Raw genomic sequence first — 13,873 nt, 5'->3', positions numbered from 1 at the left:
CTGTCCGCTCACATCGCCGGCACCCATTTCCACAGCACCGCCTCGCGCCGTTCCGGATAATATTTGAACTCGCATTCAAAGCGGCGGCCATAGGCTTCCGCCGCCTTTAATGCTGCCTCGCTCGGCGGGTTCATGCCTGTTCCGGGCGCAAACCAATCCTCCAGAAGATCGTCGGGAATGTAGATCCCCACCCTCAGCGGCAGCATTTCCAAAGTTCGATCAAGCTCGTCCGGCGGCATCGCGTTCTCCTTCGAAAGTCTCAAGGTCACGGGGTGTGCTGCCGGAGAGTATCGGATCGGGAAGCAATCAGGAAGGGCGATGCTCGGGCTTGCCCTTATGCTTGGTGGAGGCGAGATCCACCAATTCTTTCTCCGTCATGGATTTTTCCATGCTTTTCGAGGCGCCTTTCAGGTCTTTCTTTTTGGTGTCGCCGCGCTTGGCGGACAGAGCCGCACCGGCGGCCTTCTGCTGTGCTTTCGAGACTGCTGGCATTTTGAAAACTCCCTGCTGGTGACGGCGACATCTGCGCCTGCATACCCAACAGACATGCAACGATGGAAGTTCCGAAAATCGAGGGCTTATGTGAACAGGGTGGAACCGCAGCCAGTCGCCGCGGGTTGTTGCTAACGAACCCAAACCCGAAAGGCCTTCACTATGGACAAGCTCGACCAGACCAAAAAGCTCGACCAGTCGATCGAACAGGAACAGCTGGACACGACCAACCCGGATGCGCTGCGCGAAGCGGCTCGGCTTGGTACGATCGACACATTCCTTGTCAAATCCGACCTTGAAGACGCCGACCAACGCGAAGGCCAAGATGGTGAAGACGGTCGCCCAAGCCCGCTGGCCAATGCCGACAATCCTGAAAAGTGATTGATCGCCAACGTCGCTCTCGCGGAACCTGAGGGCGGCAAAACTGTTGTCCCGCGCAACATTCTGGAGGAAACGCATGAACGCCCAAAAGAAGGCCGTGCAGGATCAGGCGCTGGCAGACATTCGAGACACTGGCCCGGCCACGGAGCAGAAAAACGATCCGCGGCGGAGCGAAGCCCGCATTTCGGCCGACGAAAGCGCCGGCAACGAGATGAATATCGAGGCCAAGGCTTCGCCCACGCTCGCCGACGCCGAGGCGGAAGCCTTTGCTGCGGAAGTGATCGATGAACTCGTCGCCTGTCACATCCCGTTCCTTGTCGCCGGTACGTTTGCGGTCAGTGCCTATACCGGCATCTCCCGCCCGACCAAGGACCTCGACATCTTTTGCAAGGCGGGTGATTACGCCCGCATTCTCGCACACTTCAAATCCAAAGGTTTTGAGGTGGAAGTGGAGGACGATCGCTGGCTCGGAAAGGTCAAGCGCGGCCGGCATTTTCTCGATGTCATTTTTGCAGGCTCCAACGGCACGATGCCAATCGGCGACCTTTGGCTCGACAATGCCCGCCAGATGGAAATGCATGGCCACAACGTCCGGGTCATAGCACCGACTGAACTGATCTGGTCCAAATGTTTCGTGCAGTTGCGCCATCGTTATGACGGCGCCGATGTCGTGCATGTCATCCTCAAGGCCCATGACCAGATCGATTGGGAACGCCTGCTCGGCCACATGGAAGTGCATTGGGAAGTGCTGCTCATCCACCTGATGAACTTCCGCTGGATCTACCCGACCGAGCGCGACAAGGTGCCGGCATGGCTGATGGACGAGTTGCTCGACCGCCTTGCCGCCCAGCGCCAGCTGCCGCCGCCGCAGATGAAGATTTGTCGCGGCCGCATGTTCTCGCGCATCGATTTCGAAATCGACGTCAAGGAATGGGGTTTTGCCGATGTGGGCGGCGAAGGCGAAATGCGCGATGAAGCCCAGGAAGGAGCATTGTTATGATCGACGAAGCCATCCACCAGAGCGCCAACAACCCGCCGCAGGATCTGGCGGAGAACGAACCGGTGCATAAACCCCTGCGCATCGCTGCCGTCGCCGACCTGCATGTCAAGGAAAACGGATCACAGAGCTACAAAGAGCTGTTTGCCGAGATTTCCTCCAAGGCCGACGTGCTGGTCATGGCCGGAGATCTCACTGATCTCGGCAAGCCCAAGGAAGCCGAGCTTCTGGCTTCAGACCTGCGCAGTTGCACCATTCCGGTCGTCGGCGTGCTCGGCAATCATGATTACGAATGCGGCGCGGTCGATGAGGTCAAAGACATCCTGAAGGATGCCGGCGTGCATCTGCTTGAAGGTCAGGCCGTAGAAATCGGCGGTGTCGGTTTTGCGGGTGTCAAAGGTTTTGCGGGTGGTTTCGGCCGCCACATGCTCGGTTCCTTCGGCGAGCCGGCTATCAAGGCCATGGTGGCCGAAAGCGTGGAGGAATCCATGCGGCTGGAAAATGCGCTGCGGCAGGTGCGTTCACACCGCGCCATGGTCGTGCTGCACTACGCGCCGATTGCCGAAACCGTGGCGGGTGAGCCAGAGGCGATCTACCCCTTCCTCGGCTCGTCACGGCTGGCGGAAACCATCGACCGTTTCCCGGTCTCGGCCGTCGTGCATGGGCACGCCCATCGCGGCACTTATGAGGGCAAGACCCCCGGTGGAGCGCCCGTCTACAATGTCGCCGCCCATATCGAAAAGCCGACCGGGAGGCCCTATGCACTGCTGGAATTGTAGCTGCTGATTTTTTAGTGATCGGCCCCGACAGGCGGAACCTCGGGGCCGATCCGCCGTTGAGGGCATCGATAATCACATCGGGGATTTTTGATGCCTGCAGCCGACATCGTGACCGAATTCCGAACCTTTCCAAAGACATGGGGCGCCGAATACGTCGCCGCCGGCGAAGTGCGTTTTCGCCTCTGGGCGCCGGGCCAGAAACAAGTGTTGCTGCGTCTGAATGGCGAGGATACGCCGATGACGGAGAGCAGCGGCGGCTGGTTCGAGATCCTTGCCACCGGTGTCGAACCCGGCGCCGAATACCAGTTCGTTCTCGACGACGGCCTTGCCATCGCCGATCCGGCTTCCCGCGCCCAGAAGGGTGATGTGCACGGCCCCTCCCTCGTCATCGATCCGACCGATTATCCATGGCGCGCGACCGAATGGAACGGTCGCCCCTGGGAAGAGGCGGTGATCTACGAACTGCATATCGGCACGTTCACGGCGGATGGCACATTCCAATCAGCTATCGGGCGCCTGCCCTATCTCGCGAAGCTTGGTATTACGGCCGTGGAAATCATGCCGGTCGCCCAGTTCGGCGGTACCAGAGGCTGGGGTTATGATGGCGTTTTGCTCTATGCGCCGCACAGCGCCTACGGCCCACCGGAGGACTTTAAAGCCTTTGTCGACGCCGCCCACGAACATGGCCTAATGGTCCTGCTTGACGTCGTCTACAATCACTTTGGCCCGGACGGAAATTACCTGCCCGCCTGCGCCCCGGAATTTTTCCATCCCGATACGCCGACGCCTTGGGGTGCGGCAATCGCCTACGACAAACCCGCCGTGCGCAGCTTTTTCCTCGAAAACGCACTCTACTGGCTGGAGGAATTCAATCTCGACGGCCTGCGCTTCGACGCAGTCGACCAGATCCGAGACGACAGCGAAAAACACTTTCTCATCGAGGTGGCCGAAAAGATCCGCGCCGAAAACCCGGGTCGCCATATCCATCTCACCACCGAGGACAACCGCAACATCACCAGCCTGCACGAGCGCGGCGATGATGGCGCGGTGCCGCACCATACCGGCGAATGGAACGACGATTTTCACAATGTCATCCATGTCATCGCCACAGGCGAAACCGATGCCTATTACAAGGATTTTGCCAAGGATCCTCACAAACACCTCGCCCGCGTGCTGGCCGAGGGTTTTGCCCATCAGGGTGAGGTCGCGTCTTCGACCGGCAAGAAGCGCGGCTCCAAAAGCACGCACCAGCCGCCGACAGCATTTGTCGATTTCATCCAGAACCACGACCAGGTCGGCAACCGCGCGCTCGGTGAGCGCCTGCTGACACTGGCAGGCGAAGACAAGGTGAAGGCCCTCATGACCATTCTTCTTCTCTCCCCGCATATCCCGCTTCTGTTCATGGGCGAAGAATTCGGCGAGGAGCGCCCCTTCCTGTTCTTCACCGATTTCCACGGCGATCTCGCAAAGATCGTCCGTGAGGGCCGCCGCAAGGAATTTGCCGGCCATGCCGGTTTCCGCGATGGTGAAGGCGACACATCCGATATTCCTGATCCCAACGCGAAAAAGACTTTTGATGCCTGCAAGCTCGACTGGGACAAGCTCGAAACCCAGATCGGCCGGAACTGGACCGGGTTTGTAGAGGACATGCTGAGCCTGCGACGGCAAAAAATCGTGCCGCTGTTGGGCGAAGCAAAAGGCCATGCCGGCAAGGTGCTGAGCGTCGACGGCGGCACGATCGCCGTCAGCTGGAAGCTCGGCAAGGCCACACTTTCCATGGCCTCCAACCTTTCGGACAAGGAATCAGCGCGACCGAAACTCAACGGCAAGATCATTCACGAAACCACCAGCGGCAAGAGTAACGGCAAGGCTGGCGCCAATGACGGATTGCTTCCGCCATGGAGCGTGGTGGTGACCATCGACGACGCGGAGGGCGGCAAGTAATGGCTCTGCCCACCTCTACCTATCGCCTGCAGTTTCGCAACGGCATGACCTTCGACCATGCGACGGCACTGGTGCCGTACCTGCAAAAGCTTGGCATCAGCCACCTCTACGCATCGCCGATCTTCACCGCAACAAGCGGCGCCACCCACGGCTATGACGTGACAAACGCCAACGAGATCGATCCGTCGCTCGGCGGCCGCGAAGGTTTCGATAGGCTTTCAGCAGCACTGAGAAAAGCAGGTCTCGGCCTTATCCTCGATATCGTGCCGAACCACATGGCGGCATCCTTGGAAAACCCGTGGTGGCGCAGCATCGTCGAGTGGGGACAAGACAGCGTTCATGCCCGCCATTTCGACGTCGACTGGTCGCGGCCGCTGACGCTGCCCTTCCTCGGCGATGAGTTTGACACCGTCATATCGGACCTTTCGATTACCGCTGATGTTGAAGCCGGTTGCCTGGCACTTGCCTATTACGACAGCCGCTACCCGCTGCATCCGAAAACCTATGCAGCCGTGCTGGACGATATCAACCTGCCGATCGCAGCCGAGATTGCGACCATCGCCGCCACGGCATCGCCGGCCGATGGCGAGGCTTTCCATGCCGCCATCAGGACAGCGCTTGCAGCAGGCGCCGAGGCGCGCTTCAGCCCCGCCGATACGATGGCGCTGGCGTCTGCTCTCGAAAAGCTCTCAAGCGATCCTGAAAACCTTCGTAAAATCCACGCAAGGCAGCCCTGGCGCCTGACCTCATGGCGCACCGCCGCCGACAGTCTGAGCTATCGCCGGTTTTTCGAAATCACCGGTCTGGCCGGCCTGCGTGTCGAAGACGAGGCCGTATTCGACGACGCTCACCGAACCGTGCTCGAGCTCGTCCGCAACGGCAGTGTCGACGGGCTGCGCATCGACCATGTCGATGGCCTTGCAGACCCCAAGACCTATCTCGATCAACTGCGCCAGAAAATCGGCCCCGATACCTATCTCATCATCGAAAAGATCCTTGGTCATGGCGAAACCGTCGCTGCTGACTGGCCGGTCGCCGGCACCACGGGTTACGAGTTCATCTCCGAACTGACCGACGTCATGGTCGACAATACCGGATTGAAGGCGCTCAACCATGCCTATGATCGCCTGCGCGGTCGCCCGACGCATATCACTTCCGAGGTGCGCGATGCCAAGGGGTTGATGTTCGATGTCAATTTTGCCGGCGAGGTTTCAACCCTGCTGCGGCTGGCAACGGAAATCCGTGCGGCCAAAAACGAACCGGCCATTCCCGCCGACGCCATGCGGACGGCGCTTCGCGAGGTTCTCCTGACCTTCCCGGTATACCGCACCTATGGCACGGCCGCGGGCATGCCGACCGCCGGAAAAAAACTTCTGGCCGATGTGATGAACGAGGTGCGTGAAGCCGGTCGCGCCGATGCGGAAGCGCTTACCTTCATCAAGCATATTCTCCTTGGCAACGTGCCGGATAGTCTGGCGGACCGGGCCACGACATTTCGCATCCGCCTGCAACAGCTGAGCGGCCCGCTGACGGCGAAATCCATCGAGGACACACTGTTTTTCCGCATCAATCCGCTGATCGCCTTGAACGAAGTCGGCAGCGAGCCTTATCCTCGCGAGCATGACCTCAAGCACTTCCATGCCGCCATGCAAGCGCGGCTTGAAAACCAGCCAAACGGTCTGTCCTGCAGTTCCACCCATGACACCAAGCGCGGCGAGGATTCGCGCGCGCGCCTTCTCGCCTTGACGGAAGCCCCGGATCTGTTTTCCGAAGCGGTCAACCGCTGGCGTGGGCTCAATTCGGCCGCCATCCATTCGTTGCCCGATGGCGCCGCGCCAGAACCGGCGCTCGAATGGATGCTCTACCAGTCGCTTGCCGGCGTCTGGCCACCGGAACTGACGATCAAGGATGCCGATGGCATTGAAGCGCTGTCACGGCGGTTTCTAACCTTTGTCGAAAAGGCGCTGCGCGAGGCAAAACTCCACACCAATTGGGGTGAACCAAACGAAGCCTATGAGGCGGCGGTGGCGGATTATGTCCGGTCGCTGTTCGGCAACCGGATCTTTCTATCCGATTTTATCGCCACGATGCAGCCTTTCTGGTGGGCGGGTGCCGTCAATGGCATCACCCAGACACTGATCAAGCTCGTAGGCCCAGGCATTCCCGATATCTATCAGGGCAGCGAAACGCTCGATCTCAGCCTTGTCGATCCCGACAATCGCCGCGTGCCGGATTTCCAGCATCTGGCCAAACAGCTTGCAGCTACGACCCACCTGCCCGTTTCGGATGAAGACTGGCTGAATGGTGCCGTCAAGCAGCAGGTGATCGCGCGGGCGCTACGGCTGCGTCAGGACAGGCCGGATCTGTTTGCCGAGGGCAGTTACATCCCTCTCACCGCTTCGGGAAAACGCGCCGGAAACATCGTCAGCTTTGCCCGCAACAAGGGCGAAGAGACTGTGCTTCTGATCGCACCCCGGCTGGTGCTCGCGGCCTTTGCAGATCACCCGTCACCCGCGGCCCTTGACGGCTGGGAGGAAACCACGCTGACGTTGGAAACCGGCCTTGCAAACCGACGGTATCGTGACCTTTTTTCCGGCAGGATTATTTCTGCGGATGAGAGACTGTCGGTGGCTGAAGCCCTCGCCGGCCAACATTTCACGCTGCTGGTTGCCGAGGAATAACCCTCGGCATTCTGGTTCGAGAGTGAACGCAAACAGGGCGCCGATCCAACCGATCGGCGCCCTGTTTGATTCCTTGCCCTTAAGTCGCCCGGTGTCAGGCGATGCCGACGAAGGACAGGACGGCAAGAACGATGACTACGGCTCCGACGAGCCAGACGATACTGTTCATGATAGTCTCCTTTCCTCTGTTAAATCAGATATTTGTGGCCTCAGGCGAAGCCAACCAGATTGAGAACGGCGATGACGATGACGACGGCGCCGACAAGCCAAACGATGCTGTTCATGATGAACTCTCCTTTTTATGTGTTGTGAAGCGAACGGTTGAAAGGGTGAAAAGGTTCCGTTTTTGGGACAGCTCCGAACACCTGTGCCCGAAAGCTTCCGGTCCCCGAAAATCACGCACCGGGCGTCGCCATGCCATCGCCGCGGCGCAGCTTGCGAATCTGCTTCATGACCTTGAGCGAGCTTGATGCCCGCAATGCCGAACCCTGAGAGCTGCTGGAGAGAACCCGCAGCATATCTTCTGCCTCATCGACGGATATGGTGCCGCGCGAGGCAAGCCCATCGATCAGCAGCATCAACGCCCCTTCGACCGCGAGTGCGCGCCGCTGGTGTTCGTTTTCGATGACTTCCGCATCCGACATGATTTGCTCCCTGATTGCCTCAGACGAATGAGTTCAATGGGTGCTTTGTTCCCTTCGCGCGCCGCGAAAATGGCATTGGTCAGGGAGATTTGGGGATCAGGAAGACTTGGGTGCATCCGGCGCATCGCGCCGTGCCAGCTCGCCCTGCCGGGCCTTGTAAAAATACTGACTGGCCACGAGCCAGCCCTTGAGCGGCCTGAGCGGCGGGATGCAGGTGAGAAGCATGAAAGGAAGCGAGGTGAAGAGATGCACCCAATAGGGCGCCTGTAACGCCACCTCGATCCACACCGCCAGCGCCACGCTCGGCACGCAGCCGAAGCAGATGACGAAAAACGCCGGGCCATCTGCCGGATCGGCGAAGGAATAATCGAGCCCGCAGACATCACAGCCGGGCCGCAGCGTCAGGAAACCATTGAACAGGCGCCCCTTGCCGCAACGCGGGCAGAGGCCGCGAATACCCGTCTGAAATGGCGGCAGCGGCTCGTAATGGCCTTTGTCATTCGCCTGATCCACGTTGCCACTCCCTGCGACTGTCGGACTTGACGAATGCAACTATGGCGAAACATCGCGCCACCGCAAGGATGATGGCGCGACCGCGGCAATCTGCCCCGGTCCGACGATCATCAGGCACGAAAGATGAAGGAAGCACCGATGGCGATCATGGCAAAACCGATGACATGATTGATGGTGAGGTTTTCGCCCAGCCAGAACACCGAGAAGCCGGCGAAAACGACAAGGGTGATGACCTCCTGAATCGTCTTCAGTTGCGCCGTCGTATAGACTTCCGAGCCCATGCGGTTAGCGGGTACCGCCAGGCAATATTCGAAAAAGGCGATACCCCACGAGGCGGCGATGGCGATCCAGATGGCGCTGCCCTTGTGCTTGAGATGGCCGTACCAGGCGAAGGTCATGAACACGTTGGAAGCGAGCAGCATGACGATAGGCCACACGGCAGCGGGGCTGAGCGAGAAAGGCATGTTTGGCTAAATCCTGTGGAGACGAGGCGGTGGCGGAGAATGGACCTGGCCGTGACGCCGCTCAAGGGGCTGCAAGGTCTAATCCCATAGAAAAAGCCCCACCGGATTGGCAGGGCTTCCTCGAACACGATATCTTGCGGATCAGATTTCCGGGCAACCACGCTCATTGGCGAAGGTGATACGGTCCGGACCACGGCGGGTCATGCCTTCAACCGTGATGCTGCGACGGGTAACGCGGGTGACTTCGGCATCGCGCAGACCGGATTCACGCGCCGCCCGGCGGGCTTCGCGTTCACTGCAACCGCCGCCACGTCGGTCGTAACGATCGCGGTCGCGATCCGGAACGACGGGACGAATGCCATCCGGGCCAATGCGCAATTGCACGTCCTGTGCCTGCGCAGTGGTAACGGCGCCGGTCAGGGCACCTGCACTCATCGCCAGCGCCAGGCCGGCGGTAGTCAAGAACTTCAGCATTTGCTCCTCCTTGGCGTCCGCCCATCCGAGCCGGTCGCACACAATTGTCTGACGTCAAGGAAACGTGGAGTCACGGTTTTTTGTTCCGCTGTGAAAACAAGCAATCTCGAAAATAAAGCGGATACCGTGAAGCAAAACAGAGCCGGAAAGCCCTAAAACCTTGTGAAGACAAAGCCGATTGTCTACTTCCTCGCGCAATGACCGGCGCTATCGGCTGTGTGGAATACTAGAGCTTTGCCCGATGACCGGCATATGTCTTTGGTGGAGGCGCCGCCTCGTGAACCTGCGCCAGATGCTCCAGCCATTCTGCCAAGCCCTCGGGAACCTCCTCGTTCCCGGCCTCCAACGCTTCGATCCAGGACAAGTCGCACTGCAGTGCCGAAGCGATATTGATGGGCGTCCAGCGAATGACACGCAGGCATTCGTTGAAGCGTTTGGAATTCATGCCAGTTTCGAGCTCCCCTTATCGCCAGGGCGGGACGACCCGACGTGGCATTTTATAACCGGAACACTGCCAGAGCATGGCCAATGATGCAATCGCCAACTCTCTGTCGGTCGGTCTAATCCCACCGGCGCTCGTCCCGGGCACGATCGTCGATGGCAAACCGCATTGCCATAGCGCGACTGCATCGCCGCGTTGCCATGATATGCCGAACCAGAGACTGCCGCCTTTCCTCTGACATCACAGAAAAAACGGTTCGGAATTCATTCTCGATGAGAGATGTTTTCAGATATTCATTTGGGGGTATCAACTGGCGAATGTTTGCCCATATCCATATGGCGACAATACCAATTCCCGCGCCAACAAAGGCTGCCTCGACATAGTGCATGGGGAGCCCTCACAACCATGAAGGATCATACAGCGCGAAAACACGCTCATGATGAAAAAACTGGTCTGTTGTTAATACTTGGTTGCCAGGTGGTCTGCGGCCAGCGAAGGATTATAGCAGCACCTCTATCGGTGTCCGACATTCGAGTTCAAAACAGGCGCAGCCTGTCCGCACCACATCAATATTTTGATTGAGGGAAATTTGGTAGCGGGGGGCGGAATTGAACCGCCGACCTCAGGGTTATGAATCCTGCGCTCTCACCAACTGAGCTACCCAGCCACACCGGTTGGGAAGACCGTTTGATCGTCCCGCCGTTTTGATGTGCGGCTTATAAAACCCATGTCATCGAAGTGTCAAGCAGGCTTTCGGCAAAAATCGGGGAAGATGAAAATCCCGTTGGTTTCCCTCTGCCCTGCCGGCAGCATAACCCTTGTTTCAGGCCGCAACCGGTACGGCCAGCAAAGCCTTCAGCGCCAGCTCGGCATCGGCGGCCCGTTCGGAACGCTCGATGAAACCGCCGCCATAAACGCGCGAATCGGCGCCTTCACCGGAATAAAGCACGCAGGCCTGGCCGGGCGCGACACCCGCTTCACCGACGGCCAGATCGACATAGATGCCATTGTCATCCGCGCGCAGCACGGCCGGTGCCGGCGGACGGGTGGAGCGCACCTTTGCGAAACAGGCAAAACCGTTCGCCGCATCGTCGGCAAGAGTGCCATCGCCGATCCAGTTGACATCGCGCAGGTAAACGCGATGGGTGTCGAGCGCTTCTTTCGGGCCAACGATGACGCGGCGCGAGCGTGCGTCGAGATATACGACGTAAAGCGGCTCGCCGGTGGCAACACCAATGCCACGACGCTGTCCGATCGTGTAATGCAGGATGCCCTCGTGACGGCCGAGCACGCGGCCATCGATATGAACGATATCGCCACCCAGCGCCGCGTTGGGCTTCACCTTGTTGATGATGTCGGTGTATTTGCCGGCAGGAACAAAACAGATATCCTGGCTATCAGCCTTCTTGGCGACGACGAGGCCCATTTCTTCCGCGAGCTCGCGCACCTGCGCCTTGCCCATGCCGCCAAGCGGAAAACGCAGATAGTCGATCTGCTCCTGCGTGGTGGCGAACAGGAACCAGCTCTGGTCACGATCGGCATCAGTGGGGCGATACAGCGCCCGGCGGGTGGGATTGTCTGCCGACGGGTTGAGCGCCGAGCGAATGTAGTGGCCGGTTGCCAGCGCATCGGCCCCGAGTTCGCGAGCGGTCGCCAAAAGATCGGCGAACTTGACGGTCTGGTTGCAGGCAACACACGGGACCGGCGTTTCACCCATGGCATAGGCTTCGGCGAACGGATTGATCACCGTTTCGCGAAAGCGCTTTTCGTAATCGAGCACGTAATGCGGAATGCCAAGCGTTTCCGATACACGGCGTGCATCATCGATATCCTGACCGGCGCAGCAGGAACCGGCGCGGTGGACGGCAGCGCCATGATCGTAAAGCTGCAGCGTGATGCCCAGCACATCATAGCCCTGACGCTTCAGAAGGCCGGCAACGACCGAGGAATCCACGCCGCCCGACATGGCGACGACAACGCGCGTGTCTTCCGGCCTCTTGTCAAAATCCAGCGTGTTCACGAAGCTCTCTCGATATCTCTTACGCTCGCCTTCGGGCGGCTGATGTTTGCCGGGACGCGGGATCGACCGTGACCGGGCCTGTTGTTCAAGTCCGCCGGATATAGAAAGGATTGAGCGTCTGCGCAAGACGACGCGGCGCGTGGCTGTCTGGCGGTCTTTGCATGGCGCCTGTCCGCATGGGATTTTCCCCGGGTGCGGACGCCCCGCCGGAAACGCGGCCCGGCCATTTCAAGGCGCCTCGCATGACCGGATCAGGCGACCATCTCCTCGCCTTTTACCCTCCACCAAAATCCGCTGATCGCGCCTTACTTCGCGTCTTCGGCAGCAGCACCATCGGCGGTTCCATCCCGGCCGTCAGTCCAATAATGTTCGGCGATATTCTGCTGGTTGCGGATGAGATGACCCGCCAGAACCGGATTGCCACCCTTCATCGTTTCCGCATCGGCGCCACACAAAAGCAGAAACATGCGCTGATGCACGACCGCGGCGAAATATTCATAGGGCGGCGGCGTGTCGGTCGTGTCGGCCGCCTGCCATTCTTCCGCTACCTGCTTCGTCGCCGCATCCAGCGCGTTCAAGACCGTCTCCATCATGCCCTCGCCGGCGCGGTGGGTGATATTGTTGAGGTGCCGTTGAGCCGGGGGGAGGACGGGGCAACTGTCGGACATGTGAGCGATCTCCAGTGAGCGGCCGAACGCATTGGCCATGAATATGGTGAGGCGCGATTGCGTCGGTTCTGCGCCGCCGGGCGATAAATCGGGCGGTTGGGCAATCAGCCGCCATCCGCGCCGATGTAACTTTTGTTCGCCCCGTGCTGGATGAGAGCAATCGCAATCGGCGGCAGGCAAAAGCTCCAGATGCCGAGCCAGACAAGCGAGACGGGCCGTGCCTGCCCGCGGGCCGCCGCGCGGTCGTTGAGAAGATCGGCAAGCGTCATCAGCAGGATCGGCAGACCAAGCGGAATGAAGAGCGCAGTCAGCAAGGCCACGTGCGGGCTCAACAGCCTCGCTGAGGCCTGCGCGCCGGCCAGTTCGCCGTGGATGCGATAAACCCAGCGGGCAAAATAGACGATGCCGGCCAGGCTGAGGCACAATATGCCAGGCGACAGCATAAAGATGATCGGAGATCCAAGATCCAGGAAATCGGTCACGAACAAATAGCAGATCAGGGCAGAGATGACGGTGACGATCTGCGCCGCCAGCAGAACGAGTGCCACCAATATTGGCGAGCGTCGGCGCGGGGCAAGCGGACTATGGCGCAGACGCGGCGCTTCCTCGAAGGAGAGACGACCGGCCGGCAGAAGCAGCAACATCGCCAGCACCAGGCAGAGCATGAAGGCAATGACGATCAGGGCGCTGCCGCCGATCTCGAAAAACCATGATGCCACCATCGGCGCGAAAGCGACGGCAATCAGCGGCGTCGACATGAGGGTGAAAAGGCAGGCGAAATCGATTCTCCCCGGCCTTCCGCCGATCAGCGCAATCACGGTCACCAGCGAAAAAACCGTCAGAACCGTTCCGGACGTCAGCCCGAACAGGAGAAGAAACAGCGGCGATGCGAACAGATCGAGCGTCGCCAGCAGCGAGCCGGCAACCAACAGGCAAACGATTGCCGGGCAGACCAATGCCGGAAAAGGCTTTCGACTGCCGACGAAAAACGCAAGAAACGCGCCGATCAACCAGCCGCTGGTGCCGCCGAAATAAAACAGGCTGATCGCCTGGTAAGTGCTGCCCGTCGCATTGGCGATGGACGGCAACATGGTGCGGAGAGACTGCTCGCTTGCCGCCACGAGCGACGAAGACAGGAACAATGCCCAGAAGCGATATGACCCGAGAAAATCGGCCAGGGTCCATTCGGGCCTGACAGGCACGGCTGCGGTTCTATCCATCGACGCGGCGTCTCTCCATTGCAGTCACCGGCCAATATGGAAAAACCGCCCCATCCGGCAATGGTCAAGACGCGCTGTTCGGGGCGATCCGGTGCGATTGGGTATTTTTCCGGCGATCGGGACTGTCGGTTGAGGCGAACATCCAATATTTTGG

The 13,873-nt window shown here is 59.7% G+C and carries 15 protein-coding genes and 1 tRNA gene; 5 read left to right on the top strand and 11 right to left on the bottom strand.

Annotated elements, in window-relative coordinates; all coding sequences use genetic code 11:
- Positions 1-8: 8 nt before the first annotated feature.
- Together ACRQ1B_RS02745 and ACRQ1B_RS02740 are read right to left on the bottom strand one after the other, a co-directional pair.
- Positions 9-239 carry a hypothetical protein gene (locus ACRQ1B_RS02745; protein WP_432292131.1) on the bottom strand — a complete coding sequence of 77 codons (231 nt, stop codon included), beginning with the start codon at positions 237-239 and terminating at the stop codon, positions 9-11.
- A gap of 67 nt (positions 240-306) precedes the next feature.
- Positions 307-492: a DUF3008 family protein gene (locus ACRQ1B_RS02740; RefSeq protein WP_432292130.1), complete on the bottom strand. Its 186-nt coding sequence runs from the start codon at positions 490-492 to the stop codon at positions 307-309.
- Between the two features lie 162 nt (positions 493-654).
- On the opposite strand from ACRQ1B_RS02740, the gene ACRQ1B_RS02735 reads away from it, so the two are divergent.
- The 5 genes from ACRQ1B_RS02735 (at position 655) to treY (ending at position 7,274) form a co-directional block, all read left to right on the top strand.
- Positions 655-873, top strand: coding sequence for a hypothetical protein (locus tag ACRQ1B_RS02735; RefSeq protein WP_432293885.1), 219 nt, complete (start codon positions 655-657; stop codon positions 871-873).
- A gap of 211 nt (positions 874-1,084) precedes the next feature.
- Positions 1,085-1,873, top strand: a complete 789-nt coding sequence (locus ACRQ1B_RS02730; protein ID WP_432293794.1) for a nucleotidyltransferase family protein — start codon at positions 1,085-1,087, stop codon at positions 1,871-1,873.
- On the top strand, positions 1,870-2,649 hold the full coding sequence (locus ACRQ1B_RS02725; RefSeq protein ID WP_432292129.1) for a metallophosphoesterase family protein: 780 nt from the start codon (positions 1,870-1,872) through the stop codon (positions 2,647-2,649). The genes ACRQ1B_RS02730 and ACRQ1B_RS02725 overlap by 4 nt, the downstream gene beginning before the upstream one ends.
- 90 nt (positions 2,650-2,739) lie before the next feature.
- Entirely contained in the window at positions 2,740-4,593 is a 1,854-nt protein-coding gene (gene treZ / locus ACRQ1B_RS02720) for a malto-oligosyltrehalose trehalohydrolase (RefSeq protein ID WP_432292128.1), read from the top strand.
- Entirely contained in the window at positions 4,593-7,274 is a 2,682-nt protein-coding gene (treY, locus tag ACRQ1B_RS02715) for a malto-oligosyltrehalose synthase (RefSeq protein WP_432292127.1), read from the top strand. The genes treZ and treY overlap by 1 nt, the downstream gene beginning before the upstream one ends.
- A 395-nt stretch (positions 7,275-7,669) precedes the next feature.
- On the opposite strand, the gene ACRQ1B_RS02710 is transcribed toward treY, so the two are convergent.
- The 9 genes from ACRQ1B_RS02710 to ACRQ1B_RS02670 form a co-directional block, all read right to left on the bottom strand.
- Positions 7,670-7,918: a hypothetical protein gene (locus tag ACRQ1B_RS02710; RefSeq protein WP_432292126.1), complete on the bottom strand. Its 249-nt coding sequence runs from the start codon at positions 7,916-7,918 to the stop codon at positions 7,670-7,672.
- A 96-nt stretch (positions 7,919-8,014) separates the two neighbouring features.
- Complete coding sequence (locus ACRQ1B_RS02705; protein ID WP_432292125.1) at positions 8,015-8,431, bottom strand: DUF983 domain-containing protein; 417 nt, start codon at positions 8,429-8,431, stop codon at positions 8,015-8,017.
- A 110-nt stretch (positions 8,432-8,541) separates the two neighbouring features.
- Positions 8,542-8,895, bottom strand: a complete 354-nt coding sequence (locus ACRQ1B_RS02700; RefSeq protein ID WP_112733473.1) for a DMT family protein — start codon at positions 8,893-8,895, stop codon at positions 8,542-8,544.
- A gap of 141 nt (positions 8,896-9,036) precedes the next feature.
- A complete protein-coding gene (locus tag ACRQ1B_RS02695; protein WP_432292124.1) occupies positions 9,037-9,369 on the bottom strand; it encodes a hypothetical protein in 333 nt (110 codons plus the stop codon).
- Between the two features lie 226 nt (positions 9,370-9,595).
- Positions 9,596-9,814 (bottom strand): hypothetical protein, encoded by a 219-nt coding sequence (locus ACRQ1B_RS02690; protein ID WP_432292123.1) that lies wholly within the window; start codon positions 9,812-9,814, stop codon positions 9,596-9,598.
- 587 nt (positions 9,815-10,401) lie between these two features.
- A tRNA-Met gene (locus ACRQ1B_RS02685) sits at positions 10,402-10,478 on the bottom strand.
- 156 nt (positions 10,479-10,634) lie between these two features.
- Positions 10,635-11,831, bottom strand: coding sequence for a tRNA 2-thiouridine(34) synthase MnmA (mnmA, locus tag ACRQ1B_RS02680; RefSeq protein ID WP_432292122.1), 1,197 nt, complete (start codon positions 11,829-11,831; stop codon positions 10,635-10,637).
- A gap of 305 nt (positions 11,832-12,136) precedes the next feature.
- On the bottom strand, positions 12,137-12,499 hold the full coding sequence (locus ACRQ1B_RS02675) for a hypothetical protein (RefSeq protein ID WP_432292121.1): 363 nt from the start codon (positions 12,497-12,499) through the stop codon (positions 12,137-12,139).
- Between the two features lie 104 nt (positions 12,500-12,603).
- Positions 12,604-13,719, bottom strand: a complete 1,116-nt coding sequence (locus ACRQ1B_RS02670) for a hypothetical protein (RefSeq protein ID WP_432292120.1) — start codon at positions 13,717-13,719, stop codon at positions 12,604-12,606.
- Between the last annotated feature and the right edge of the window lie 154 nt (positions 13,720-13,873).

The sequence above is a fragment of the Endobacterium panacihumi genome (assembly GCF_050847465.1).
In the GTDB taxonomy this organism is placed as follows: domain Bacteria; phylum Pseudomonadota; class Alphaproteobacteria; order Rhizobiales; family Rhizobiaceae; genus Neorhizobium; species Neorhizobium panacihumi.
This window is presented reverse-complemented; position numbering and strand designations above follow the sequence as displayed.

Excerpts from the sequence above, each read along its gene's own strand:
- ACRQ1B_RS02675 (WP_432292121.1), bottom strand. The coding sequence starts at position 12,499 with ATGTCCGACAGTTGCCCCGTCCTCCCCCCGGCTCAACGGCACCTCAAC.
- ACRQ1B_RS02690 (WP_432292123.1), bottom strand. The coding sequence starts at position 9,814 with ATGAATTCCAAACGCTTCAACGAATGCCTGCGTGTCATTCGCTGGACG.
- ACRQ1B_RS02695 (WP_432292124.1), bottom strand. The coding sequence starts at position 9,369 with ATGCTGAAGTTCTTGACTACCGCCGGCCTGGCGCTGGCGATGAGTGCA.
- ACRQ1B_RS02730 (WP_432293794.1), top strand. The coding sequence starts at position 1,085 with ATGAATATCGAGGCCAAGGCTTCGCCCACGCTCGCCGACGCCGAGGCG.
- ACRQ1B_RS02745 (WP_432292131.1), bottom strand. The coding sequence starts at position 239 with ATGCCGCCGGACGAGCTTGATCGAACTTTGGAAATGCTGCCGCTGAGG.
- ACRQ1B_RS02710 (WP_432292126.1), bottom strand. The coding sequence starts at position 7,918 with ATGTCGGATGCGGAAGTCATCGAAAACGAACACCAGCGGCGCGCACTC.
- ACRQ1B_RS02700 (WP_112733473.1), bottom strand. The coding sequence starts at position 8,895 with ATGCCTTTCTCGCTCAGCCCCGCTGCCGTGTGGCCTATCGTCATGCTG.
- ACRQ1B_RS02725 (WP_432292129.1), top strand. The coding sequence starts at position 1,870 with ATGATCGACGAAGCCATCCACCAGAGCGCCAACAACCCGCCGCAGGAT.
- ACRQ1B_RS02740 (WP_432292130.1), bottom strand. The coding sequence starts at position 492 with ATGCCAGCAGTCTCGAAAGCACAGCAGAAGGCCGCCGGTGCGGCTCTG.
- treZ (WP_432292128.1), top strand. The coding sequence starts at position 2,740 with ATGCCTGCAGCCGACATCGTGACCGAATTCCGAACCTTTCCAAAGACA.
- treY (WP_432292127.1), top strand. The coding sequence starts at position 4,593 with ATGGCTCTGCCCACCTCTACCTATCGCCTGCAGTTTCGCAACGGCATG.
- ACRQ1B_RS02735 (WP_432293885.1), top strand. The coding sequence starts at position 655 with ATGGACAAGCTCGACCAGACCAAAAAGCTCGACCAGTCGATCGAACAG.
- ACRQ1B_RS02670 (WP_432292120.1), bottom strand. The coding sequence starts at position 13,719 with ATGGATAGAACCGCAGCCGTGCCTGTCAGGCCCGAATGGACCCTGGCC.